Raw genomic sequence first — 23,786 nt, 5'->3', positions numbered from 1 at the left:
GTCTCCGGGTCGTCACCACGGCCCGGAGGCGGCATGGCCCGGAGGCGGCACGCTCGCGCCGGGTCAGCGGGCCTCCGGGTCGAGGCCGAGCACGGCTCGTCCGCCGTCGACCGGCAGCGTCACCCCGTTGACGAAGCTCGCCGCCGGCGACAGCAGGTACGCGACCGCCTCCGCCACCTCGTCCGCGCGCCCGATCCGGCCCACCGGATGCAGCCGGGTCAGCTCGGCGTCGATCCACTCGGCCTGGGACGGCTCCTGCGCGGCGAGGAACTCGGCGTGCCGCTCGGTGGCGATCGAGCCGAGCGCGACGGCGTTCGCGCGGATGCCGTGCCGCCCGTACTCGACTGCCAGCGCTCGGGTCAGCCCCTCCACGGCGGCCTTCGCCGTGGCGTACGGCAGGGCGCCCGACACCGGCCGGCGGGCCTGGTGCGACGAGACGTTCACGATGGCCCCGCCCGTGCCGGCGGCCAAAAACCGGCGGACCGCCACCGCCGCGCCCACCACGGCCGGGCGCAGGTTCAGCCCGATCAGGTCCAGGACGGTGTCGGCCGACGCCGAGTGCAGTGCCGCGTCCCGGAAGACCGCTGCGTTGTTCACCCAGCCGGTGAGACGGCCGGCGCGCTCGGCCACCTCGGCGGCGCGCTCGGCCACCCGCTCGTCGCCGGCGTCGCCGACCACCGGCAGCAGGCGGTCGGCGGCCGGGTGCCCGGCCAGCCAGTCCACCGCCTCGGCGTCGCGCTCCACGACGACGACTGTGACGCCGGTGGTCACCAGCCGTTGCACCACCGCCCGGCCGATGCCACGGCCGCCACCTGTCACCACGCACGCGGTGGCCACCGGGTCAGCCGTCCGATCGGCGGTGCACGACCACGCACGCCAGTCCCGGCCCGGCGTGCGCGGCGACCACCGCACCGGCCTCGGAGACGTACGTGTCGTGCAGCCGTGCGCCGAGCCGCTCGGTGAGCGCGGCGAGCAGCGCCTCGGCACGTTCCGGCGCGGCCAGGTGGTGGACGCCGAGGTCCACGTCGTCGTCGCCGGCCGCCTCGACGGCCAGGTCGACGAGGCGGGCCACTCCCCGGATGGCGGTACGCACCTTCTCGCGCAGCACGATCGCCCCGTCCGGCATGTGCATGATCGGCTTGACCGACAGGGCGGTGCCGAACAGCGCCTCGGCCGCGTTGATCCGGCCACCGCGGCGGAGGAATTCCAACGTGTCGACGTAGAACCAGACGGTGGTCCGGGCGACGGCGGCGAGCGCCGCGTCGCGTACACCGGCGAGGTCTGCCCCGGCCTCGGCGGCCCTGGCGGCCGCGACGGCCGGAAAGCCGAGCCCCATGCCGGCGGAGCGGCTGTCGACGACCTCGACCCGACCGTCGAAGTCGGCGGCGGCCAGCTGGGCCGCCTCGACGGTGCCGGACAGGCCGGCGGACAGGTGTACCGAGACGACGCCGTCGGCGCCCTCGTCGAGGAGGCGGCGGTACGTCCGGGCGAACTGCTCGGGCGCCGGGCGGGAGGTGCTGGCCGAGACCCGCCGCTCACGCAGCGCCCTGGTGGCGTCGGCGGGCTGGGTCTCCACCCCCTCCAGACCCTCCGCGCCGTTGAGCACGACGGTCAGCGGAACGACGGTCAGCCGGTGCAGCCGCACCAGCTCGGGCGGGAGGTAGGCGGTGGAGTCGGTGACGACCGCGACGGGCATGCCCGGCACGCTAGCCGATCACGACGGGATACGCCGAGGCGCGAGCGCGCCGACCCCGGGTGGGGACGGCGCTCAGACCGCGTCGACGACGGCCGGGGCGGTGACCAGGCCGACGTTGTGCCCCCGCAGCTGCCAGCCTCGAACGTCGTCGTGCCGCAGCTCGGACCAGTGGCAGTTGGCCAGCGAGCCGATGGTGCGCAGCACGTCGGTGGGCCAGCCGAGCAGGTGGCCGATGCCCTGGCGGGAGCCGCCGCCGTGGGTGGCGAGGACCACGGTCCCGCCGGGGGTCACGTCGGCCGCCGCCAGGAACGCCGCGGCGACCCGCTCGCCGAGGTCGTGCAGCGGCTCCAGGTCCGCTCCCGGGGCCGGGTCGCCAGCCCGCCAGCGGGCGTACTCGGCGGGGAAGCGCTCGGCGACCTCGGTGAGGTGCAGGCCCTGCCACTTGCCGAAGTGCCGCTCGCGCAACCGGGCGTCGGTGCGGACCGGCAGCCCGGTCAGCGCGGCTAACGCCGCCGCGGTCTCCGCGGCGCGGCTCAGGTCGCTGGACACGATGGCGTCCGGACGCAGCGACGCGAGCAGCGGCGCGGCGGCGCGGGCCTGGTCGCGGCCCAGCTCGTTGAGGGGTACGTCGGTCTGCCCCTGGACGCGGTTGGCGGCGTTCCAGTCGGTGTTGCCGTGCCGCCAGACGATCAGCCGGGTCATTCGGCTGCGGCGGTCCCGCTGGCGTCGGCCTCGACCAGGTCGCGGTCGACGAACGGGATGGTGGGGCAGTCCTTCCAGAGGCGGTCGAGCCCGTAGAACTCGCGCTCCTCGGTGTGCTGGACGTGCACCACGATGTCGACGTAGTCGAGCAGCACCCAGCGGCCGCCACGCTCACCCTCGCGCCGGATCGGCTTGGCCTTCTCCGGAAGCTCCAGCAGGCGCTCCTCGATGGCGTCGACGATGGCGAGCACCTGACGCTCGTTGGGGGCGGCGGCGAGCAGGAACGCGTCGGTGATGGCGAGCTGGTCGCCGACGTCGATGATCGCGATGTCCTGCGCCTTCTTGTCGGCGGCGGCCTGGGCGGCGGCGATTGCCAGCTCGTGAGCGCGTTCGGAAACTGTCACCGTTCTCCTTCGATCAACCGTGCGATCCTCCAAGCGTCTCACACCAGGCGAGGTCACGACCCGTCAGTTCTGGTCGATTAGGCGCACGGAACGGTGCATACCGGACGTGATCAGGGCTGATAGAGGCGTCGCTTGGCGATGTACTGCACCACACCGTCGGGCACCAGATACCAGACCGGTTCACCCCGGGCGACCCGGGCACGGCAGTCGGTCGACGAGATGGACATCGCGGGCACCTGGATCAGGCTGACCGTGTCCGCCGGAAGGTGCTCGTCGGTCAGCGGGAAGCCGGGACGGGTCACCCCGATGAAGTGCGCCAGTTCGAAGATCTCGTCCAGGTCCTTCCAGGACAGGATGCGTTGCAGCGCGTCCGCGCCGGTGATGAAGAACAGCTGCACCTTGGGGCCGTACTCGGCCTGGAGGTCGCGCAGGGTGTCGACCGTGTACGTCGGGCCGCTGCGGTCGATGTCGACCCGGCTGACCTGGAACCGGGGGTTGGAGGCGGTGGCGATGACAGTCATGAGGTACCGGTCCTCGGCGGGGCTGACCGGTTCGTCAGCCTTCTGCCAGGGCTGCCCGGTCGGTACGAACACCACCTCGTCCAGGCCGAACCGGTCGGCAACCTCACTGGCCGCGACGAGGTGCCCGTGGTGGATCGGGTCGAAGGTGCCGCCCATGATCCCGATCCGCCGGATATCTTCCTCCACCCCGTGATCGTAGGCCGGGCGCCGGGGCAGGCCGCCAGGGCCCGGTGCCGGCGCGTGGGGGGTCGCCAGGGGGCCGATCCCGTGCATATACTCGTCTGCGAGTAGTCGTCAGCGAGTAAGGGGACGTCATGTCGAAGCGGCGCAAGGTCGGCAACCTGCTGGCACTGGCCGTGCTCTCTGCCCTCGTCCAGCGGCCCATGCACCCCTACGAGATGGCCAGCACCCTGCGCGCCCGGGGCAAGGACCAGGACATGGAGATCAAGTGGGGCTCCTTCTACACGGTCATCCGCAACATGGAGAAGCACCAGTTGATCGCCGCAGTGGAGAGCGTCCGCGAGGGCCGACGTCCGGAACGCACCGTCTACCGGATCACCGACGCGGGGCGGGCCGAGCTTGTCGACTGGGCGCGTGAGCTGGTCGCCACGCCAATGCCGGAGCATCCCCGCTTCCGGGCCGGCCTGTCCGTCCTCGCCGCCCTGCATCCCGACGAGGCCATCGACCTGCTCCGGCAGCGACTCGACCGGCTGGACGACGCGCTTCACCGGGACCGCGAGACGCTCGACGCCCATCTGCGGGAGATCCCCCGGCTGTTCCTGGTCGAGTCGGAGTACGACCTGGCCATGCGCGCCGCGGAGACGACCTGGCTGCGGGCCCTGCTCGCCGAGCTGACCTCGGGCAGCTACCCGGGGCTGGACACGTGGCGGGCCTTCCACGAGACCGGCGAGATGCCGGCCGAGCTGACCGAGCTGGCCGAGAGGACCAGCAGCGACCCCGACAACGCCGACTGAGAAGACAGCTCCGGCGGGGTGCGCCAACACCCCGCCGGAGCCCTACCTCGAACCGACACCTGAGCAGGCACCCGGCCCGAAGCGGCAAGCACGAGGATAACCGGGTTCCCTCCCAGGTCGGTTCGTACGCACGCACCCGACGACACCCAGGGAGAGAACATGACCACGGCACGAACCGCGATCGTCATCGGCGGCGGCATCGCCGGCCCGGTGACGGCGCTCGCGCTGCACCGCGCCGGCATCACCGCCACCGTTCACGAGGCGTACCCGGCCACCGCCGCCGGAGTGGGCGGCATCGGCGGCACCCTCGCGCTCGCGCCCAACGGCGTGGCGGCACTACGGGCCGTCGGCGCGGACGAGGCGGTGACGGCGATCGCCACCGGAATGCACCGCACCGTCATGGCCGTCGGCCGTCGGCGCATCGACCTGCCCACGTTGGCCGGAGTGCCGCCGCTGCGCGTGGTGCACCGGGCCGAGCTGCACCGCGTGCTGCACGACCGGGCGGTCGCCGAGGGCGTCGCCTTCGCGTACGGGCGGCGGCTGGTCGCCGTCGAGCAGACCGACAGCGGCGTGACCGCGCGCTTCGAGGACGGCAGCACGGCCACCGCCGACGTCCTGGTCGGCGCGGACGGCATCCGGTCCACGGTCCGTGGCCTCATCGACCCGGCCGCGCCCGGCCCCCGGTTCACCGGGCTGCTCGGCTTCGAGGCGGTCGCCCGGCACGAGGTGGACGCCGAGGCGGGCACGATGACGTTCGCGTTCGGCCGACGCGGCTACTACCTGTACTGGCCGGAGCCCGGCGGCGGCACCCGCTGGGGGGCCAACCTGCCGCAGCAGCGGCCGATGAGCCTCGTCGAGGCCCGCGCGGTGCCGGCCGAACAGTGGCTGGACACGCTGCGCGGGACCTACGGCGACGACGACCCGGGCGGGCAGCTGATGGCCACCAGCAGCGCCGCCGAACTCCAGGCCGTCGGGTCGTTGCAGATCATGCCGCCGGTGCCGCACTGGCACCGGGGGCGGATGGTGCTGGTCGGCGACGCGGCGCACGCGCCGTCGAACAGCTCCGGGCAGGGCGCCTCGCTCGCCATCGAGAGCGGGGTGCAGCTCGCCCGCTGCCTGCGGGACCTGCCCGACGTGGCGTCCGCGTTCGACGCGTACGTGCGACTGCGCCGCACCCGGGTCGAGAAGGTCGCCGCCCGCGCGGCCCGGATCAACCACACCAAGGCCCCGGGACCGGTCGCGCGGACGCTGATGCCGCTGCTGATGCCGCTGCTCGTGCGCACGGCGATGGACCCGGAGCGGACCATCGCCCACGAGCAGCGCCACGTCATCGACTTCGACGCCCCCGTGACGGCGGAGCCCGCGCTGCGCTGACCGCCGGGCGCGGGGTGGACAGGCCACCCCGCGCCCGGCCGGCGCCGAAACGCTCCGGCGGGACGACCTCGGGCTGCCGCCGTGACCCGCCTCAGGCCGAGGCGGCGGCCACCGCCGTCCGAGCGACGAGCGCGCGTCGCAGGTCGTCGTCCGCGTCGGTGACCACCCGGCGCAGGCCCGGGGTCAGGTCGTCGCGGGCCAGCAGCGCCACGGCCGCCTCCCGCGTCGGCTGCGCCACGGCGTAGCGGGGAAACGCCAGCTTGGCCACCAAGTCGGCCGTCCAGCCGGTACGCCGACGCGCGGCGGCCGGCATCTCCGTGAAGTACCGCTCGACGTACGCGGCGGTCAGGTCGGCCTGCTCGGGCTGCCAGAACCCCTCGGCCGTCGCCTCCAGCAGCCGGTTGGACAGCCCGGTGTCGCCCACGATGATCTCCCATGCCGCCTGCTTCGCCGCCGGGTCACCCACGGCGGCCCGGCAGCGGGCTGCCCGTTCCGCGCCGGTGGCGCTGACGTCGACGGCCGCCTCGGCGGCGATCTCCGGCTCCCCCGCCGCGCCCAGCACCACGAGCCGGCGCAGCACTGCCCACCGCAGCTCGGCGTCGACCTTCAGCCCCGCCGGGACGTCCCGGCCGGCGAGCCAACCGACGAGCAGGTCCGCGTCGGTGGTCGCGGCGATCCAGCCCCGCGCGGCGGCGAGCTGCAACGACTCCCCCGGCGCCGCGCCGTCCAGCAACTGGCGGCACGCCTCGGCGACGCGGGCCAGCGCCGTCGAACGGGCCAGCGGGTCGAGGTAGCGGTCCACCAGGGACCGGCTGAGGGTCAGCACGTCCTCCGCGATGATCACCTCGGTCTCGGCGGGCAGGGCCGCGACCATCAGGTCGACCAGGCCGCCGACCGGCCGCTCCCCGTCGGTCACCGCGTCCAGTGCCTCGCCCCAGAGCACCGCCCGGGTGAGCGGGTCGGTCAGGCGCGGCAGGAGCAGCGCGACGGCGTCCGCCGACGCCGGGTCGAGGCGCACCTTGGCGAAGGTGAGGTCACCGTCGTTGAGCAGCAGCACCTGGGCCGCCGGCTCGCCGGCCAGCTCGTCGAGCACGGTCCGGCCACCGTCGACGGCCGGGTCGAGATCCACCTCGGTACGCCGGACCGTGCCGTCCGCCGCGTACCGGCCCACGCCGATGCGGTGCGGACGCAGCACCGGATGCGACTCGGGCGCGGTCTGCACCACGGCGACCTCGGCGTAGCGGCCGTCGGCGTCGACGGATACCTCGGCGCGCAGCGTGTTGACCTGCGGCTGACGCAGCCACAGCTCGGCCCAACCGGACAGGTCCCGGCCGCTGGCCGCGCTCAGGCTGGCCAGCAGGTCGGCGAGGGTGGCGTTGCCGAAGCGGTGCGCCGCGAAGTGCGCGTTCAGGCCGGCGAGGAACGCCTCGTCGCCGAGCCACGCCACGAGCTGCCGCAGCACGGAGGCGCCCTTGGCGTACGAGATGCCGTCGAAGTTGAGCAGACCCTCGTCGGCATCGGCCACCTCCTGCGGGGCGACCGGGTGGGTGGAGGGTCGTTGGTCGGCCGCGTATCCCCAGGCCTTGCGGCGCATGGCGAACGTGGTCCACGACTGGCCGAAGCGGGTCGCCTCGGCGGTGACCCGGGTGCCCAGGTACTCCGCGAACGACTCGTTGAGCCACAGGTCGTCCCACCAGCGCATGGTGACCAGGTCACCGAACCACATGTGGGCCATCTCGTGAGCGATCGTGGTGGCCCGGAGCTCGCGCTGGGTGTCGGTGACCGCCGAGCGGAACACGTAGTCGTCGCGGAAGGTGACGATGCCCGGATTCTCCATCGCGCCGGCGTTGAACTCGGGGACGAACGCCTGGTCGTACTTGCCGAACGGGTAGCGCTCGGCGAAGAGCTGGTGGAACCGGTCCAGGCACTGCCGGGTGACGGTGAAGATCTCCTCGGCGTCGGCGTCGAGGTGCTCGGCGAGCGACCGTCGACAGTAGAGGCCCAGCGGCACGCCGTCGTGCTCGGTGCGTCGCACGTGGTACGGCCCGGCGATCAGCGAGAAGAAGTACGTGGACAGCGGCGCGCTCGGGGCGAACTCCCAGCGCCCGGGGGCCGGATTGGCGGCCACCTCGGCGTTGCTGGAGACGGTCCACTCCGGCGGCGCGGTGACCGCGAGGGTGAACGACGCCTTGAGGTCGGGCTGGTCGAACGCCGCGAAGATGCGCTGGACGTTGTCCAGGAACGTCACCGCGTAGAGGTAGGTCTCGCCGTCGGCCGGGTCGACGAAGCGGTGCATCCCCTCGCCGGTGTTGGAGTACGCCATCTCTGCCTCGACGACGAGGGTGTTGGTGGCGGCGAGGTCATCCAACGGCAGCCGGTTGTCGGTCAACGTGCCGGGGTCGACGTCGCGGTCGTTGAGGCGTACGGCCAGGAGGTTGGCGGGCTTGACCTCGGCGAAGGTGTCGCTGCCGGGGGTCGCCCGGAACTGGATCTCGACGCGGGAGCGGAACAGCTCCCCGTCGCCGGTCAGGTCGAGGTCCACCTGATAGGACTCGACAGTAATCGCCGCGCCACGCGCGGTCGCCTCTACACGGGTCAGGCTCGGCATCCGCTTATCCTGCCCGATGGGGATCGGCACGCGATCCCCAGACGGCCCCCGCACTGGAGGAAAGAACCATGGCGCAGCACCCCAAGGGCGACTTCGACCTCTCCCGGGCCGTCTGGCAACGGGCCGAGGGGGACACCTCGGAGAGCGCCGTCGAGGTCGCGTTCGTCGACGATCTGATCGGGATGCGCAACTCCGCCGAGCCGGAGGGCCCGGTGCTCGTCTTCACCCAGGCCGAGTGGGACGCCTTCGTCGCCGGTGCGCAGGACGGCGAGTTCGACCTGGACTGATCGCCCGGCGGTCGCGGGTGGCGTGGATCGACCGCCACCCGCGACGCCAGGTCAGGCGTCACCGTCGCCCCAGCCGAGACCGCCGGGACCCGGCGCGTGGTGGAAGCCGGGATGCTCGGCGACATCGACGCAGCGCTCCCCGTCCGGGCCGACCGCGCCACAGAACAGCCGCTCGGCCCGGTGCCACGCGTCGGCCGGCGACAGGGCCGCCGCGCCGAGGGCCACCTCCGGACGAAGCAGGCTCAGCGCCTCCGCGTACGTCACCGCCTGCTCGCGGGCGTCGGCCGCGTCCGGCGCGGTGAACCCCAGGTGCACGGTGAAGAACCGGCGCGGTCTCGTCGGCCGGCCGGGCGGGCCGATGAGTGGACGCAGGCCACGATCCGCGCCCGTCGCCGCGACCGCCCGCCGTTGCCGCCAGTGCGGCGACCTGTTGTCGTGCATCTCGCCCTCCCCGTGGTCGTGGCCATCGGCCCACCGAGGACCGGACCGGCTGACCGGTGCTGCCGGCGCACGGCGGTCCCACCAGCCAGCCAACCAGGTTCCGCCGCCCGTGGGAGGGGCCAGCCAACGCGCTGTCGCCGCGGGGATTCAGCGGCGGCGACACGGGTAGACCAGCGCGACGGCGACGCCGGCCACCGCCCGCACCCGAGGAGACCCCGATGGCGACCATGCCGGCCGACCGCACGCCGGACAGCACCCTCGCGCTGCTGCGCTCCGGCTACCGGTTCATCGGTGAGCGCTGCGAGCGGTACGGCAGCGATGTCTTCCAGGCCCGGATCCTGCTCGCACCGACCATCTGCCTGCGGGGCCGGCCGGCGGCGATGCTGTTCTACGACAGCGAACGCTTCCAGCGGGACAGCGCGATGCCCCTGCGGGTGCAGCGGACGCTCACCGGCCGGGGTGGCGTGCAGGGGCTGGACGGATCGGCGCACTCCGACCGCAAGGCCATGTTCATGTCGATCATGACGCCGGCGGCCATCCAGCGCCTCGGGCAGCTCTTCGACGACGAGTGGCGGGCGCGGATCCCCGCGTGGGAGGCGGCCGGGCCGGTGCCGCTCTACGACGAGCTGGGCCGCCTGCTGACCCGGGCGGTCTGCGCGTGGGCGGGGGTGCCGCTGGCCAGCTCGCAGGTCAACCGACGCGCGGTCGAACTGCACGCCATGATCGAGGGCCCGGCGGTCGTCGGCCCCCGGCACTGGCGGGGCCTCTTCGCCCGCCGTCGCGCCGAGCGCTGGATCGGCGACCTCGTCGAACGGGCCCGCACCGGCATCCACCCGGCGCCCGTCGGCAGCCCGTTGGAGATCGTGTCCGAGCACCGCGACGCGAGCGGGGCGCTGCTCCCCCGCCGCATCGCCGCCGTCGAACTGCTCAACCTGCTGCGCCCGGTGGTCGCCGTGGACCGGTACATCGTCTTCGCCGCGCTCGCCCTGCGCGACCATCCCGGCTGGCGGGAGCGGGTCGACGGCGACGACGAGGCCACCGAGCAGTTCGTCCAGGAGGTACGTCGCTACTACCCGTTCTTTCCGATGGCCGCCGCCCGGGTCCGGCGCTCGTTCGACTGGGAGGGCCACCACTTCCCACGCGGACGCCGGGTGCTGCTCGACCTCTACGGCACCAACCACCACCCGGCGATCTGGCCCGAGCCGGAGCTGTTCCGTCCCGAGCGGTTCGCCGGCCGCCGGGTGGACCCGTTCGAACTGGTCCCGCAGGGCGGCGGCGACTACACCGCCGGGCACCGCTGCGCCGGCGAGTGGATCACCATCGACCTCATGAAGCGGGCGGTCACCCACCTGACCGGCGGCATGCGCTACGAGGTCCCGCCGCAGGACCTGACCCTGGACCTGCGGCGCATGCCCGCGCTGCCGCCCAGCGGACTGACGCTCACCAACGTCCGCCGCGCCTGACCCCGTCCCGCCGGTGCGACGGGGCGTCGACGGGACGGGGTTGGCGACGGGTCAGGGGTGCAGGACGCTTCGGAGACAGCCGTCCTGCTTCTTCTCGAACAGCTCGTAGCCCCGGGCACCCTCTTCCAGGGAGATCGGGTGGGTGGCCAGGTAGCCGGGGTCGATCTCACCAGCGGCCAGCCGGTCGAGCAGCATGGGGATGTAGCGCTGCGCGTGCATCTGCCCCATCCGCAGCACCAGGGCCTTGTTCATGGCCGCGCCGAGCGGGAACTTGTCGACCAGACCGGCGTACACCCCGACGATGCTCACCGTGCCACCCTTGCGACAGGCCATGATCGCCTGCCGGACCGAGGTGGGCCGGTCGGTCTGCAACCGGGCGGACTGCTTCACCCGGTCGTACGCGTAGGTCGGCCCGACGTCGTGCGACTCCATCCCCACCGCCTCGATGCAGGCGTCCGGCCCGCGTCCGCCGGTCAGCTCGCGCAGCGCCTCCAGCACGTCGGTGTCCGCGTAGTTGATCGTCTCGACGCCGACCCGCTCGGCCGCCGTGGCCAGCCGGTCCGGGAACCGGTCGATCATGATGACCCGCTCGGCGCCGAGGAGTTGCGCCGAGCGGGCCGCCATCTGACCGACGCCGCCCGCGCCCCAGACGGCGACCACCTCACCGCCGGTGAGGCCGCAGAAGTCCGCCGCCATCCACCCGGTGGGCATCGCGTCGGACGCGAACACCACCGAGTCGTCCGGCACCCCCTCGGGTACGCCGAACGCGCCGACGTCGCCGAACGGCACCCGGATGTACTCGGCGTGCGAGCCGGCGTAGCCACCCGCCGCGTGCGAGTAGCCCAGGATGCCGGCCGGCGAGTGCCCCCACAGCTTCTCCGTGAACACCGGCTGCGGGTTGGAGTTGTCGCAAAGCGAGTACTGCTCGGTCCGGCAGTACCAACAGCCACCGCAGGCGACCACCGAGCCGACCACCACCCGGTCGCCGACCTTGTGCTGCCGTACGCCGGGACCGGTCTCCACCACCTCGCCCATGAACTCGTGGCCGAGGATGTCCCCCTGCCGCATCGCCGGCAGGTACCCGTTGATCAGGTGCAGGTCCGAACCGCACACGCTGCTGGCCCGCACCCGGACGATGAGGTCCCCCTCGGCGCGGATCTTCGGCTCCGGCACGTCCCGGACGGCCAACTTTCCGACGCCTTCCCAACAGAGCGCCCTCACGCCCGTCCTCCCGTCATCAGCTTCTCCCGCATCCGGTCGGTGGCCCTCTCCTGGGCCGGGCTCCGGCCGGACGGGTCACGCCGGGTGTCGATCACCTGGCCGCACTCGACGAGCGCCTTCACCCGCCGCAGCGTGTCCCGCAGCGCCAGGTCCGGCTCGTCGCCGCCGACCAGCCCGAACAGCCGGCGCAGGGGCCCCGAGCGGTAGCGCAGTTCGGCGCGGATCTCGGTGCCCCGACCCTGGGGGGCGTCGGTCAGCACGATTCGCCCCTCCTGCGGCGTCGAGGTGTCCTCCACCCGCCAGCGCAGCGCACCCGGCTCGTCGACGGTGATCTCCGCCCGCCACTCGGTGCCACCGCCGGCCGGATCGCGGGCCACACAGCGCCAGCGACGGTCGTCGAGCTGGTCCACGCTCGCCCACTCGCCGAGGGCACGGTCCAGCCGCTCGCGGTCGGTCCAGAAACCGATCACCGCGTCCCGGGGCCGGTCCACGGTCACCGCGCGGCGCACCACGTACCAGCCGTCCTCCCGGTCGGGCTGGTGGCGACGCCGACGACGGGCGACCACCCGCCCGACGCCGACGGCGGTCGCCGCGCCGACACCGAGCAGCGCCCACCTCGTTCCGTTGTTGGTCATGTTCGTCTCCTTCACCCGTCCCGCGGGGATGGACTGCCGTATCGGCACCGCTACCCGGGGTCGGGCGGTCGAAACGACATCCCGGTTTGGATCGGGGCAGGGCGGGCACGTGCAGTCCGCGGCCCGCCCACCGCCGGCCGCGGACCGCCTGCCCAGGAGGCACCGATGCCCTTCCAGGCCAGGGGTGACGCCGCCCGGCGCGACAACACCGGCACGACGCCGGCCACCCTGCCGCCGACCGTCCTGCCGATGGCGTACGTGCTGCCGCTGCGCTGGCGCACCGACAGCGGTCTGGACGAGCTGACCGGTTACCTGCGTCGACTGAGCGGCCTCGTCGAGGTGATCGTCGTCGACGGCTCGCCTCCGGAGCTCTTCGCGCGGCACGCGGCGGCCTGGCAGGGGCTGGTCCGGCACCTTCCGCCCGATCCCGCCGGGCGGGGGCTCAACGGCAAGGTGGTCGGGGTGCACACAGGCGTCGACGCGGCACACCACGAACATGTGGTGATCGCCGACGACGACGTCCGGTACGACGAGGCCGGGCTGCGGGCCGTGCACCGGCTGCTGGGCCGGGTCGACCTGGTCCGGCCGCAGAACTACTTCGACCCACTGCCCTGGCACGCCTGGTGGGACACCGGGCGGACGCTGCTCAACCGGGCGCTCGGAAACGACTACCCCGGCACCCTCGCGGTGCGCCGCAGCACGTTCCGCGCCATGGGCGGGTACGACCCGGACGTGCTCTTCGAGAACCTGGAGCTGATCCGCACCGTGCGCGCGTACGGCGGGGTCGAGGCCGCGCCGCCGGGGCTGTACGTACGCCGACTACCGCCGGACGCGACGCACTTTCGTGGCCAGCGGGTCCGCCAGGCGTACGACGACCTGGCCCAGCCGGCCCGCCTGCTGACCGCGCTCGCGGTCCTGCCGGCGCTGGCCGCGGCGGTCGCGTCCCGCCGGCCCCGACTGCTGCTCGGCACGGCGGTAGCTGTCGTCGCCGTGGCCGAGGTGGGCCGCCGACGCGCCGACGGCGGGATCGTGTTCCCACCGAGCACCTCGCTGGCCGCCCCACTCTGGCTACTCGAACGGGGCATCTGCAGCTGGCTGGCGCTCGCCCAGCGCGTCCTTCACGGCGGAGTCCGCTACGGCGACCGCAGAATCCGCCGACCAGCCCGCCCGCACCACCACGTCTCCGCGATCTTGCACTTTCTGCTCGGACAAAGGCCTCGCTAGGCACCAGAACGGCGACAGAAAGTGCAAGGTCGCGGAGAACGCGCCGACGGCTCACCGCCACCGGAGTGGCCGTGAGCCGTCGTCGACGCCGGTGGGCTCAGGAACTGACCTGCTGGCGGGCCTGCTGGGCTTGGTCCTTGACGTCCTGGGCGGCCGACCGGCCGTCGTCCTTGACCGCGTGCACGGCGTCCTGGGCGGTGGACCGCACCGACTCGGCGGCGTGCTGGGCCGGCTCGCGCAGCTCGTCCTTGAGCTCGCTGGCCACCTCGCCCAGCTTCTCCTTCACGGCGCCGCTGTGCTCGCTGACCTTGTCCTTGACCTGGGCGGCGGCCTGCTGCTCCCGGCGGGAGGCCGGGATCAGCGAGGAGGCCAGCCAGCCGACCCCGAAGGCGATCAGGCCGGCCGCGAGGGGGTTGCCCTGCGACTTCTGCCGGATCACCCGGGGCGCGCTGTGGGCGGCGTCGCTGACGCTGGAGGCCGCCGAGTGCGCGGCGTCGCTGACGCTGGAGGCCGCCGAGGAGGCGCGGTCACCCACCGAGTGGGCGGCGTGGCCGGTGCCGTGGCCGAGGTCAGACGCGGTTCCCATGACCTTGTCCCTCACATTCTGCAGCGCGGAACGGGCCCGCTGCTTGCGGTCGTCGACGATGCGGCTCGGGCTGACCTTGTACGCCAGCGCGTCCACATCGGAGCTGAGGCTGTTGCGGGTGGCTTCGATCTCCCGGCGGATCTGGTCGGGGTCGGTGCTCATCGGGTGACTCCCTCCGGGTGGGGCTTGAGCGCGTCGGGGATCCGCTGCACGCTGTCGTTGGTCTGCTTGAGCCCGCGTACGTGCTGGGCGTTCTTCTTGGCCTTGGAGTAGAGGACCGCGGCGACCACGGCCCAGATGATGGCCACGATCAGCGCTGCCAGGCCGGAGTCCATGACGTTGTCCAGGAACTGCCACACGGCGATGGAGACGAACAACGCCACCATGTAGCCGCCGAAGCCGGCGCCGCCGAAGAGGCCCGCGGCCTTGCCGGCCTTCTTGCCCTCCTGGCGGATCTCGGCCTTGGCCAGCTCGACCTCCTGACGCATCAGCGTCGACAGGTCGGTGGTGACCTGGCGCATCAGGTCACCGAGGGAGCTGCCCTTCACGTCCGCCGCGGTGTGCGGGGCACCCGCCTCGGGGTGGTAACCGGAGTCCAGGCCGGACCCCTGCGTCGGCATGGTCATACCGTCGCCTCCCTTCGGATGACTCGGCGCCTCACGGGCGGGGGCTGCCGCTGGACGGCACGCCCGGCAGCGGGTCGGTCTGGGTCACCGGCGGCAGCGGCTGACCGGTGCTGGCCGGCTCGGTGTAGCCGTCCTGGCGGGTCGGGTCGCTGTAGCCGCCCGGCGCGGGGTCGTTGTAGCCGCCGGAGGTCGGCTCGGTGTACGTGCCGGGGGTCGGGTCGAGGTAGCCGCCCGCCGGGGTGGTGTCCGCGGCCGTCCGGGGTGCCGGCGGCGGCGTGGGGATCACCGCGGTCTGCTCCGGGTCGTACGCCCCGTTGCCGCGGTAACCCGCCGAGCCGTTGCCGGAGTGGTCACCGGAGTCGGAGATGCTGCGGGTCAGGCGCCCGGCAAGCACGCCGAGCACCGCCGCGCCGACCAGGAAGGTGCCCGGGTTGCGCCGCGCGTAGTCGCGTACCTCGGTGATCAGGTCGCCGGGCTCGCGCTCCTCCAGCCAGCCGGCCACACCGTGCACCCGGTCGGCGGCCTGGCGGGCCAGTTCGCTCACCGGGCCGGCCTGGCCACCCTGCTCGGCCATCGTGCGCATCTCGTCGGCGATCGACCGCAGTCCGCCGGCGGCCCGGCGCTGCTGCTCACCGGTCTGGCTGGCGAGCTGAGTGCGCGCCTCGCCGTAGAGGTTGCGGGCCTGCCGGGCGGCCTCGCGGCCGACCTCGGCGCCCTGCTCCTTCGCGGTCTGGGCGACCGCGCCACCGGCGTGCGCCGCCTCGGACCCGACGTGGCGGGCCTGCTCACGGACACCGCCGCCGTTGGTGGACTCGTGCCCGTACGTGGAAGACGTGGGTGACACTTCGTAAGTCATGATTTCCCTTCCGCTCGGAAAGTCGTCGCGGTTGTGCTGGGGGGATGCGGCCGTGACGCCGTGGCCGCTGACAACTCCCTACCCTGGGTTTCGGCTTCCATACCTGTTCGTGCATTTCTCTGCGCGGCCGGCGGGACCGACTTCAAAATGGAGGATCGTCGGGCTGCGTCACGTCGCCGCTGCGGACAGTGAGGTTCGCGGTACCGGCAGATCCACGAAGAGGGGGCAGGGATGGCACGAGACGCGCGAGGTGGCCGACCTGCCGCCCCCCGGCCCCGGGTGCAGGTGGTCGCGCTGGTCGTAGCCGGGGTCTTCCTGCTGATCGGAATCCTCGGCTTCATCCCCGGCATCACCACCGACTACGGCGAGCTGACCTTCGCCGGGCACCACTCGGACGCCAAGCTGCTCGGGCTGTTCCAGGTGTCGATCCTGCACAACGCGCTGCACCTGCTGTTCGGGCTTGCGGGTCTGGTGCTGGCCCGCAGCATCGCCGGCGCCCGGCTCTTCCTGGCCGGCGGCGGCGCGATCTACCTGGCCCTCTGGCTGTACGGCCTGGCGATCGAGGCGGTCGACCCCGAGGCCAGCGCGAACATCCTGCCGGTCAACGACGCCGACAACTGGCTGCACCTCGCCCTCGGCTTCGGCATGCTCGCGCTCGGGCTGCTGCTGTCCAACCAGGTGGGCACCGGTGGGCGCCTGGACAGCCCGATCGATCGGCCTTGACCTGCCGATTCACGTGTTTGACGGCGACGGCGGCGTGGGTAGGTGACCGCCTGAGAATCCGTGAAAGGGGTCGATGATGCCTCGCTGGATACGCGACAACGCGCTGACCGCCGCCATGCTGGGCGCGTTCGGAGTCTTCCTGGTCCTGCAGAGCGTCTTCGGCTGGCAGACCCACAACGAGGAGCTCACCGAGTTCGGCGCCGCCCCGCTGAGCTGGCCGGCGTACCTGACCAGCGGCCACTTCGCCGAGGCGGTCTTCGAGAACTGGGAGTCGGAGTTCCTCCAGATGGGCGGGTACGTGCTGCTCACCGCGTACCTGGTGCAGCGGGGCTCGGCCGAGTCCAAGCCGGTGGACCAGACCGACCGGCCGGAGGACGACGAGCGCCGGGCCACCGCCCGCTCACCGTGGCCGGTACGCGCCGGCGGCCTTCCGCTGGTGGTCTACCGCAACAGCCTCTCCCTCGCGCTGCTGCTGATCTTCGCCGGCTCGTTCGTCGGGCACCTGCTCGGCGGCACCGCCGCCTACAACGAGGAGCAGGCGTTGCAGAGCGGAGCGCCGCCGATCAGCGCGTGGGACTTCTTCGGCACCAGCGACTTCTGGTTCCAGTCCATGCAGAACTGGCAGAGCGAGTTCCTGGCGGTCGGCGCCCTGATCCTGCTGAGCATCGTCCTGCGTCAGCACGCGTCGCCGGAGTCGAAGCCGGTCACCGTCGCGCACGCCGAGACCGGCGCCTGACCGACCCGCCGCGCAGGACCGGGCCGCCGTGGCCGGCCGGACCGGCCGCCGTCAGGCCGCGACCGGGAGCCGCTTGGCGAAACAGACGCTGTACGGGTTGCCGACGTACTCCCCGTACACCGGGACCGGTTCGTAGCCGCACGAGGTGTACAGCCCGATCGCCGCCGGCAGGTACGTCCCGGTCTCCAGGCAGACCACCGTGTGCCCCTGCCGGAACGCGCACTCCTCCAACGCGGCGAGCAGTTGGCGGGCGATGCCCCGGCCCCGGTACGCCGGCCGGACGTACATCCGCTTGACCTCGCCGGTGACGGCGTCGAGCGACTGGAGCCCGCCGCAGGCGACCGCCCGACCGTGCACCACCACCGCCAGGTAGCGGATGTCGTCGTGGGTGACGGTGGCCTGGCCGCCCAGCCCGCCGTCGGCCTCGCGCAGCTCACGCTGCTGGGCGACGACCAGGGTGGCGATCTCGGGATCGGTGGCGGGCCGCGACTCGATCAGCATCACCCCACGCTAGGAGGGGCGGATTTCGCGGAGGTTTCCGGCAGTCGTCCCGATCACGGAGAGCAACGGGCTACTCGGCGTCGTCGGAGTCCTCGATGTCCTCGACGTCGTCGTCGGACGAGTCCGCGCCGACCTCGTCCGCCGAGCGCACCCGGCGGGCCTTGCGCGCGGCGAGCCGCTCCGCCGCCGAGGCCCGGTTCGACTTCTCCTCCAGGCGGACGTCGGTGCCCCGGTTGCCGGGCACGAACTCCACACCCGCGTACAGCGTCGGCTGCCAGTCGAACTCGCGCTCGCCGATCCGGACCAGGTCACCGGGCTGGGCGCCGGCCTTGGCGAGCTTGTCCTCCACGCCGAGCCGGGCCAGCCGGTCGGCGAGGTAACCGACGGCCTCGTCGTTGTCGAAGTTGGTCTGCTTGACCCACCGCTCCGGGCGTACGCCCCGGACGGTGAACGAGCCGTCGGCCTCGGCCGTGATGGTGAAGCCGTCGTCGTCCACGGCCATCGGCCGGATCACGATCCGGGTCGGCTCGGCCGGCGGGGCCGCCTTGCGCTCCGCCTCGACCAGCTCGGCCATCGCGTACGTCAGCTCCTTGAGCCCCTCGCGGGTGGCCGCGGAGACCTCGAACACGCGGTAACCGCGCTCCTCCAGGTCCGGGCGGACGATCTCGGCGAGGTCCCGGCCGTCCGGCACGTCGACCTTGTTCACGGCCACCAGCCGTGGACGGTCGGTCAGGCCGCCGTACTGGCTCAGCTCGGCCTCGATGGCGTCGATGTCGGCGACCGGGTCGCGGCCGGGCTCCAGGGTCGCCGAGTCGATGACGTGCACCAGCACCGCGCAACGCTCGATGTGCCGCAGGAACTCCAGACCCAGGCCCTTGCCGGTGGCCGCGCCCGGGATCAGGCCCGGCACGTCGGCGACGGTGAAGGTGTGGTTGTCCATCCGGACCACACCGAGGTTGGGCACGAGGGTGGTGAACGGGTAGTCGGCGATCTTCGGCTTCGCGGCGGAGATCACCGAGATCAGCGACGACTTACCTGCCGACGGGAAGCCCACCAGGCCCACGTCGGCGACGCTCTTCAGCTCCAGCACGATGTCCAGCTGGTCGCCGGGCTCGCCCAGCTCGGCGAAGCCCGGCGCCTTGCGCTTGGCGTTGGCCAGCGACGCGTTGCCGCGCCCGCCGCGCCCGCCCCGGGCCACCTCGAAGGTGGTGCCGGCGCCGACCATGTCGGCCAGCACGGTGCCGTCGGTGGTCTGGACCACAGTGCCGTTGGGCACCTTCAGCACCAGGTTGTGGCCGTTGGCCCCGTCCCGGTTCGACCCGGCGCCGCCCTTGCCGTTGTCGGCCTTGACGTGCGGGTGGAAGTGGAAGTCGAGCAGTGTGGTCACCTGCGGGTCGACCACCAGCGACACGCTGCCGCCGTGCCCGCCGTTGCCGCCGTCCGGCCCGCCGAAGGGCTTGAACTTCTCGCGGTGGATCGAGACACAACCGTGCCCACCATCGCCGGCCTGCAGATGCAGGACGACCCGGTCAACGAACGTCGCCACGGCGTCAATCCTTCCAGCGAGGGTCGACCCCGCACTTGAAAAAGCGAAGCGGGCCGGGACCCGGAGGTCCGCGGCCCGCCCAGCGAAGAGAACTACTGCTGCGGAACGATGCTGACGGTCTTGCGACCGCGCTTGGTGCCGAACAGGACCGCACCGGCCGACAGCGCGAACAGCGTGTCGTCGCCGCCACGGCCGACCAGGTCACCGGGGTGGAACTTGGTGCCACGCTGCCGGATGAGGATCTCACCGGCGCTGACGACCTGACCACCGAAGCGCTTCACGCCAAGTCGCTGGGCCGCGGAGTCACGACCGTTACGCGAGCTGGACGCACCCTTTTTGTGAGCCATTGGAGGACGACCTACTTCCCGCTGGAGATGCCGGTCACCTTGACCTGGGTCAACGGCTGGCGGTGACCCTGGCGCTTGTGGTAGCCGGTCTTGTTCTTGAACTTGTGGATCCGGATCTTCGGGCCCTTGGTGTGCGCGGCGATCTCGCCGGACACCGCGACCTCGGCAAGCTTCGCCGCGTCGGTCACCAGGTCGTCACCGTCGACGAGGAGCACCGCGGTGAGCTTCACCGCGTCACCGGGGGCACCGGTGAGCTTCTCGACCTCGATCACGTCGCCCTCGGCGACCTTGTACTGCTTGCCGCCGGTCTTGACGATCGCGTACATCGGAGGCGGACTCCCTGTCGTTGAGGCTGCTGGCGGTCGTCCCCGCGGCGGCTCGCCGGGTAGCAGTGCACGGCGGCGCGGGCACACGGGAACTCGGCACACCAAAGGTGGGCCGCAGGCAAGAGTACGCCATTGCCGGCCCGGACCCCAAACCGGCCCGCCCTGGTCAGCGGGCGCAGAGCTGGTCGAGGCGCTGCTGGAGCCGGTCCAGCTCGGTCTCGTCGATCGACTCGACGTCCACGCCGAGTGCGGCGACCTCCGTACCGAGGTCGCTGAGCAGCGTCTTGAGCTGCGGATCGGTGGACCGCGCCGACTGCTCCCGCAGTGCGGCCCGCCAGCCGGCCAGCGCGGCCTGCGCCCTCGTGCGGGCCGCATCGGCGGTGGCGGTGTCCCCCGCACCCACGGCCGCGACCATCCGGCCCAGCTCCGCCACGTACTCCCGGACGGCGGTGGCGCCGGCCTGCTGCGCCTCGGCGCAGACCTGCGGGTTGCCGGCCGCGGCACCGCCACCTCCCGGCGTACCTGTCGACCCGCCGAGAGCGCCCCCGGACCCGGCAGCCGGGCCGGAAGCCCCGGCGGTCGCGTCGGTCGGGCCCGCATCGACCGACCGGTCGGCGGAGCAGCCGGCCCCGACGGCGAGCACGGCTACCAGCACGGTGACGGCGAGCAGGCGACGCATCTTCTTCTCCTGACCGGGGCCGACCACTCCCGGCCCGGGGTGACCGGAGGCGGCGAGGTCCCCTCCCCGTCAATATGCCGGGAAAGGGACCTCGTCAAACACCGGGCCGGTCAGGACCGTCAGGGGCGGGTCCGCCGTCGGGCGCCACCGCGGCGGGAGCGGCGACGCCCCGCGCCACCGGCCTCCTCGTCGGTGTCACCGTCGGCGACCGCGTCCGGGTCGTCCGCGGCGGCCAGCCGGGCCGACTCGCCCTGCTGGCTGTCGGACACCGCCGGCGCCGCCTCGGTCTCCGCCTCGTAGCGGGACAGGTCGTACCCCATGGTGTCCTGGTAGTCGGCGTCCGGTTCGGCGCTGGTGTCGGTGTCGACGACCTCGACCACCGCGCGCTCGGCCGGGGCGCTCTTGCGCGCCCGGCGGCGCGACGACGCGGTGCCGGCCTCGACGGCCGGCGCGGCCGGCGCCGACGAGGCGACCGCCTTGACCTTCTCCGCGGTCCCGCCGGTACGCGGCTTCTCCGGCACCGGCTCGGTGTGGATGATGACGCCCCGACCCTTGCAGCACTCGCAGGTCTCGCTGAACGCCTCCAGCAGACCCGCGCCGATCCGCTTACGGGTCATCTGCACCAGGCCGAGCGAGGTGATCTCGGTGACCTGGTGCTTGGTGCGGTCCCGGCCCAGGCACTCGGTGAGCCGGCGCAGCACCAGCTCCCGGTTCGACTCCAGCACCATGTCGATGAAGTCGATCACCACGATGCCGCCGATGTCGCGCAGCCGGAGCTGGCGGACGATCTCCTCCGCCGCCTCCAGATTGTTGCGGGTGACCGTCTCCTCCAGGTTGCCGCCGGAACCGGTGTACTTGCCGGTGTTGACGTCGACGACAGTCATGGCCTCGGTCTTGTCGATCACCAGCGAGCCGCCGGAGGGCAGGAACACCTTGCGGTCCAGGCCCTTGATGATCTGCTCGTCGATCCGGTACTCGGCGAACACGTCGCTCGTGCCGACGTGCCGGCGCACCCGGTCGACCAGGTCCGGAGAGACGTGCGACAGGTACGACTCGACCATGCCGTACGACTGCTCGCCCTCGATGACCAGCTCGCGGAAGTCCTCGTTGAACAGGTCCCGGACCACCCGGATGACCAGGTCGGGCTCCTCGTAGAGCAGCACCGGGGCGCCGCCCTCGGCGGCCTTGGCCTGGATGTCCTCCCACTGCGCCTGGAGCCGCTTGACGTCGCGGGCCAGCTCGTCCTCGCTGGCGCCCTCGGCGGCGGTACGGACGATCACGCCGGCGCCGTCCGGAACCAGCTTCTTGAGCACGTCGCGCAGCCGCTTGCGCTCGGTGTCCGGCAGCTTGCGGCTGATCCCCGACGCGTTGCCGTTGGGCACGTAGACCAGGTGCCGGCCGGAGAGGGCGATGTGGCTGGTCAGCCGGGCGCCCTTGTGCCCGATCGGGTCCTTGGTGACCTGGACCAGCACCGAGTCGCCGGAGCGCAACGCCTGCTCGATGGAGCGGGCACGCCCCTCCAGCCCGGAGGTGTCCCAGTTGACCTCGCCGGCGTACAGCACCGCGTTGCGACCCCGGCCGACGTCGACGAACGCCGCCTCCATGCTGGGCAGCACGTTCTGCACCTTGCCCAGGTAGACGTTGCCGGCCATGGTGCCGGAGGAGTTGCGGGTGACGTAGTGCTCGACCAGCACACCGTCCTCCAGGACGGCGATCTGGGTGCGGTCACCCCGCTGGCGGACCGCCATGACCCGGTCGACCGCCTCCCGGCGGGCCAGGAACTCCGACTCGCTGAGGATCGGCGGCCGCGTACGACGCTGCTCCCGACCGTCCCGGCGACGCTGGCGCTTGGCCTCCAGCCGGGTCGAGCCGGACACGCCCTGGACCTCGTCGACAGTGCGACGCGGCTCACGGATCTTGACCACGGTGGGCACGCCGTCGTCGGCGGCGCCCTCGGTGTCACCAGCGCCGCGACGGCGGCGACGACGGCGACGACGGGTCAACCCGTCCCCACCCTCGGACTCCTCGTCCTCGTCACCCTCGGCCTCGACCTCGGCGGTCTCCTCCTCGTCGGCCTGCGCCGCCTCGTCGGACTCCTCGTCCTCGGCGTCGTCGGCACCGCCCTTGCCCCGGCCCCGACCTCGACGGCCACGCCGACGGCGGCGACGCGCGGCGGCGCTGTCCTCGTCGTCCTCGTCCGCCTCAGTGGCCTCGTCGACCTCCTCGGTCGGCTCCTCCTCGGCCTCGACGGCCTCGACCGGCTCCACCGGCTCGACGTCGCGGCGACCGCGCCGCCGTCGGCGGGACGGCTCGGCCTCGACGGCCGGCTCCTCGGCCACCGGAGCGGGCTCCGCCGGCCGGGTCACCGGCACGGCGTCCGGCTGGGGTGCCATGAACAGCACTGTCGGTGCGGAGAGCGCGGCCCGCCGACGGCGGGTCCGCGGCTGCTCGGGCTCGATCACCTCGGCGGGCTCGATCGGCTCATCGGCCACGTTCGCCACCGCGACACCGGGTGCCACGTCGCCGGAGCGCTCCGGCGCGGCACCGAACGCCTGCTCGGCGACGGGTCCGGCCGGCGGGGTCTGCGCCTCGTTCAGTTCGGCTTCCGCCTCCCGCAGGTCGGACTCCGCAGGCGTCTCCGCGGTGTCCTCCTCGACGGCGGGCTCCACGGCCTCGGCGGCGGGCTCCGCGGCAGGAGGCTCCTCGACGGCGGCGGGCTCCTCGACGGCCGGCGGCTCCTCGACGGCGGGTGTTGCCTTCTTGCGGCGGGTGCGGGTCACCTTGACCGGAGGTACGACCTCGGGAGAGGCCAGCTCCGCGCTGGCGGCGACCAGCGGCTCCTCGGCGGTCGTCTCGACGGGGGCGGCCTTGCGCCGGCGTCGGGGGGTCTTCGGGGCGACGTCCAGGTCACCGGAGATCGGGGCGAAGACCTCCGCCTGCGGCGACTCGACGGCGCCGGTCCCGCCGGCGGACGCCTCGACGGGCGCCTCGGCCTGCTCCGGCTGGTTGAGCGGGGCGGCCCGACGCCGGGTGGCCCGCGCCCGCCGGGGCGGTGCGGCAGGCTCGGCGCTCTGGGCGCCCGCCTGCTCCAGGCTGGCTGCGCCGTCGGTGGTGGTGCTCTGGTCAGCGGTGTCCCCGGCCGGCTGTGAACCGGTCCGTTCGCCGCCCTCGGGCTCGTTCTCGAGCATGGACGTTCTCCAGTTCTGGCTGCCCCGGGCGCGGGTGAGCGCTGCCACGCAGGGTCGCCGCAAAAGTGTTTCCGCCGGGCGCGCGTGGTGCGCGACCGCCGAAGTCTGCCTGCAAGAGCGCT

General features: G+C 73.0%; 25 protein-coding genes. 7 read left to right on the top strand and 18 right to left on the bottom strand.

The window, feature by feature from the left end; genetic code table 11:
• Nucleotides 1–63 precede the first annotated feature (63 nt).
• The 5 genes from B0E54_RS19870 to nadD form a co-directional block, all read right to left on the bottom strand.
• Nucleotides 64–837 (bottom strand): SDR family NAD(P)-dependent oxidoreductase, encoded by a 774-nt coding sequence (locus B0E54_RS19870; RefSeq protein WP_234586888.1) that lies wholly within the window; start codon nt 835–837, stop codon nt 64–66.
• A gap of 4 nt (nt 838–841) precedes the next feature.
• Nucleotides 842–1,696 carry a DegV family protein gene (locus B0E54_RS19865; protein ID WP_234586886.1) on the bottom strand — a complete coding sequence of 285 codons (855 nt, stop codon included), beginning with the start codon at nt 1,694–1,696 and terminating at the stop codon, nt 842–844.
• A gap of 72 nt (nt 1,697–1,768) precedes the next feature.
• The gene (locus B0E54_RS19860; RefSeq protein ID WP_234586884.1) at nt 1,769–2,398 is read right to left on the bottom strand and encodes a histidine phosphatase family protein; all 630 of its coding nucleotides are present in this window, start codon (nt 2,396–2,398) and stop codon (nt 1,769–1,771) included.
• On the bottom strand, nt 2,395–2,802 hold the full coding sequence (rsfS, locus tag B0E54_RS19855) for a ribosome silencing factor (protein WP_234586881.1): 408 nt from the start codon (nt 2,800–2,802) through the stop codon (nt 2,395–2,397). Before rsfS ends, B0E54_RS19860 begins: the two co-directional genes overlap by 4 nt.
• A gap of 110 nt (nt 2,803–2,912) precedes the next feature.
• Nucleotides 2,913–3,509 carry a nicotinate-nucleotide adenylyltransferase gene (gene nadD, locus B0E54_RS19850; RefSeq protein ID WP_203178711.1) on the bottom strand — a complete coding sequence of 199 codons (597 nt, stop codon included), beginning with the start codon at nt 3,507–3,509 and terminating at the stop codon, nt 2,913–2,915.
• Nucleotides 3,510–3,637: 128 nt separating this feature from the next.
• Between nadD and B0E54_RS19845 the strand changes: the two genes are divergently transcribed.
• Both B0E54_RS19845 and B0E54_RS19840 read left to right on the top strand, forming a co-directional pair.
• Nucleotides 3,638–4,297 (top strand): PadR family transcriptional regulator, encoded by a 660-nt coding sequence (locus B0E54_RS19845; RefSeq protein ID WP_234586879.1) that lies wholly within the window; start codon nt 3,638–3,640, stop codon nt 4,295–4,297.
• A gap of 159 nt (nt 4,298–4,456) precedes the next feature.
• Complete coding sequence (locus B0E54_RS19840; protein ID WP_234586877.1) at nt 4,457–5,671, top strand: FAD-dependent monooxygenase; 1,215 nt, start codon at nt 4,457–4,459, stop codon at nt 5,669–5,671.
• Nucleotides 5,672–5,762: 91 nt separating this feature from the next.
• Here B0E54_RS19840 and pepN read toward each other — a convergent pair whose 3' ends face one another.
• Nucleotides 5,763–8,279 carry an aminopeptidase N gene (gene pepN, locus B0E54_RS19835; RefSeq protein WP_234586875.1) on the bottom strand — a complete coding sequence of 839 codons (2,517 nt, stop codon included), beginning with the start codon at nt 8,277–8,279 and terminating at the stop codon, nt 5,763–5,765.
• 68 nt (nt 8,280–8,347) lie between these two features.
• Here pepN and B0E54_RS19830 point away from each other — a divergent pair, with 68 nt between their 5' ends.
• Nucleotides 8,348–8,566, top strand: coding sequence for a DUF397 domain-containing protein (locus B0E54_RS19830; protein ID WP_007464035.1), 219 nt, complete (start codon nt 8,348–8,350; stop codon nt 8,564–8,566).
• A gap of 51 nt (nt 8,567–8,617) precedes the next feature.
• Here the strand turns inward: B0E54_RS19830 and B0E54_RS19825 are convergent, their stop codons facing one another.
• Nucleotides 8,618–9,007 (bottom strand): hypothetical protein, encoded by a 390-nt coding sequence (locus B0E54_RS19825; RefSeq protein ID WP_234586873.1) that lies wholly within the window; start codon nt 9,005–9,007, stop codon nt 8,618–8,620.
• 218 nt (nt 9,008–9,225) lie between these two features.
• Here B0E54_RS19825 and B0E54_RS19820 point away from each other — a divergent pair, with 218 nt between their 5' ends.
• Nucleotides 9,226–10,470 carry a cytochrome P450 gene (locus B0E54_RS19820; protein WP_234586871.1) on the top strand — a complete coding sequence of 415 codons (1,245 nt, stop codon included), beginning with the start codon at nt 9,226–9,228 and terminating at the stop codon, nt 10,468–10,470.
• A gap of 51 nt (nt 10,471–10,521) precedes the next feature.
• Here B0E54_RS19820 and B0E54_RS19815 read toward each other — a convergent pair whose 3' ends face one another.
• Together B0E54_RS19815 and B0E54_RS19810 are read right to left on the bottom strand one after the other, a co-directional pair.
• The gene (locus B0E54_RS19815; protein ID WP_234586868.1) at nt 10,522–11,691 is read right to left on the bottom strand and encodes a zinc-dependent alcohol dehydrogenase; all 1,170 of its coding nucleotides are present in this window, start codon (nt 11,689–11,691) and stop codon (nt 10,522–10,524) included.
• Nucleotides 11,688–12,326: an SRPBCC family protein gene (locus B0E54_RS19810; protein WP_234586866.1), complete on the bottom strand. Its 639-nt coding sequence runs from the start codon at nt 12,324–12,326 to the stop codon at nt 11,688–11,690. The genes B0E54_RS19815 and B0E54_RS19810 overlap by 4 nt, the downstream gene beginning before the upstream one ends.
• A gap of 165 nt (nt 12,327–12,491) precedes the next feature.
• Here B0E54_RS19810 and B0E54_RS19805 point away from each other — a divergent pair, with 165 nt between their 5' ends.
• Nucleotides 12,492–13,550 (top strand): glycosyltransferase family 2 protein, encoded by a 1,059-nt coding sequence (locus tag B0E54_RS19805; protein WP_234586863.1) that lies wholly within the window; start codon nt 12,492–12,494, stop codon nt 13,548–13,550.
• Between the two features lie 97 nt (nt 13,551–13,647).
• Here B0E54_RS19805 and B0E54_RS19800 read toward each other — a convergent pair whose 3' ends face one another.
• Genes B0E54_RS19800 through B0E54_RS19790 form a run of 3 tightly spaced genes read right to left on the bottom strand, consistent with a single transcriptional unit; the run spans nt 13,648 to nt 15,618 of the window.
• Complete coding sequence (locus B0E54_RS19800) at nt 13,648–14,298, bottom strand: DUF3618 domain-containing protein (protein WP_234586861.1); 651 nt, start codon at nt 14,296–14,298, stop codon at nt 13,648–13,650.
• Complete coding sequence (locus B0E54_RS19795; protein ID WP_234586858.1) at nt 14,295–14,762, bottom strand: phage holin family protein; 468 nt, start codon at nt 14,760–14,762, stop codon at nt 14,295–14,297. The genes B0E54_RS19800 and B0E54_RS19795 overlap by 4 nt, the downstream gene beginning before the upstream one ends.
• Before the next feature lie 31 nt (nt 14,763–14,793).
• Nucleotides 14,794–15,618: a hypothetical protein gene (locus B0E54_RS19790; RefSeq protein WP_234586856.1), complete on the bottom strand. Its 825-nt coding sequence runs from the start codon at nt 15,616–15,618 to the stop codon at nt 14,794–14,796.
• A gap of 231 nt (nt 15,619–15,849) precedes the next feature.
• Here B0E54_RS19790 and B0E54_RS19785 point away from each other — a divergent pair, with 231 nt between their 5' ends.
• Complete coding sequence (locus B0E54_RS19785) at nt 15,850–16,341, top strand: DUF4383 domain-containing protein (protein WP_234586854.1); 492 nt, start codon at nt 15,850–15,852, stop codon at nt 16,339–16,341.
• 76 nt (nt 16,342–16,417) lie between these two features.
• Nucleotides 16,418–17,077, top strand: coding sequence for a DUF6766 family protein (locus B0E54_RS19780; RefSeq protein ID WP_234586851.1), 660 nt, complete (start codon nt 16,418–16,420; stop codon nt 17,075–17,077).
• 51 nt (nt 17,078–17,128) lie between these two features.
• On the opposite strand, the gene B0E54_RS19775 is transcribed toward B0E54_RS19780, so the two are convergent.
• The 6 genes from B0E54_RS19775 to B0E54_RS19750 form a co-directional block, all read right to left on the bottom strand.
• The gene (locus B0E54_RS19775; protein WP_234586849.1) at nt 17,129–17,578 is read right to left on the bottom strand and encodes a GNAT family N-acetyltransferase; all 450 of its coding nucleotides are present in this window, start codon (nt 17,576–17,578) and stop codon (nt 17,129–17,131) included.
• 70 nt (nt 17,579–17,648) lie between these two features.
• Nucleotides 17,649–19,124, bottom strand: coding sequence for a GTPase ObgE (obgE, locus tag B0E54_RS19770; RefSeq protein WP_234586847.1), 1,476 nt, complete (start codon nt 19,122–19,124; stop codon nt 17,649–17,651).
• Between the two features lie 92 nt (nt 19,125–19,216).
• The gene (gene rpmA / locus B0E54_RS19765) at nt 19,217–19,471 is read right to left on the bottom strand and encodes a 50S ribosomal protein L27 (RefSeq protein WP_074313740.1); all 255 of its coding nucleotides are present in this window, start codon (nt 19,469–19,471) and stop codon (nt 19,217–19,219) included.
• A gap of 11 nt (nt 19,472–19,482) precedes the next feature.
• A complete protein-coding gene (gene rplU / locus B0E54_RS19760) occupies nt 19,483–19,797 on the bottom strand; it encodes a 50S ribosomal protein L21 (protein ID WP_007464063.1) in 315 nt (104 codons plus the stop codon).
• A gap of 166 nt (nt 19,798–19,963) precedes the next feature.
• On the bottom strand, nt 19,964–20,476 hold the full coding sequence (locus tag B0E54_RS19755) for a hypothetical protein (RefSeq protein ID WP_234586845.1): 513 nt from the start codon (nt 20,474–20,476) through the stop codon (nt 19,964–19,966).
• Between the two features lie 119 nt (nt 20,477–20,595).
• Nucleotides 20,596–23,664 carry an Rne/Rng family ribonuclease gene (locus B0E54_RS19750; protein WP_234586843.1) on the bottom strand — a complete coding sequence of 1,023 codons (3,069 nt, stop codon included), beginning with the start codon at nt 23,662–23,664 and terminating at the stop codon, nt 20,596–20,598.
• Between the last annotated feature and the right edge of the window lie 122 nt (nt 23,665–23,786).

Source organism: Micromonospora sp. MH99 (genome assembly GCF_021442385.1).
In the GTDB taxonomy this organism is placed as follows: domain Bacteria; phylum Actinomycetota; class Actinomycetes; order Mycobacteriales; family Micromonosporaceae; genus Micromonospora.
This window is presented reverse-complemented; position numbering and strand designations above follow the sequence as displayed.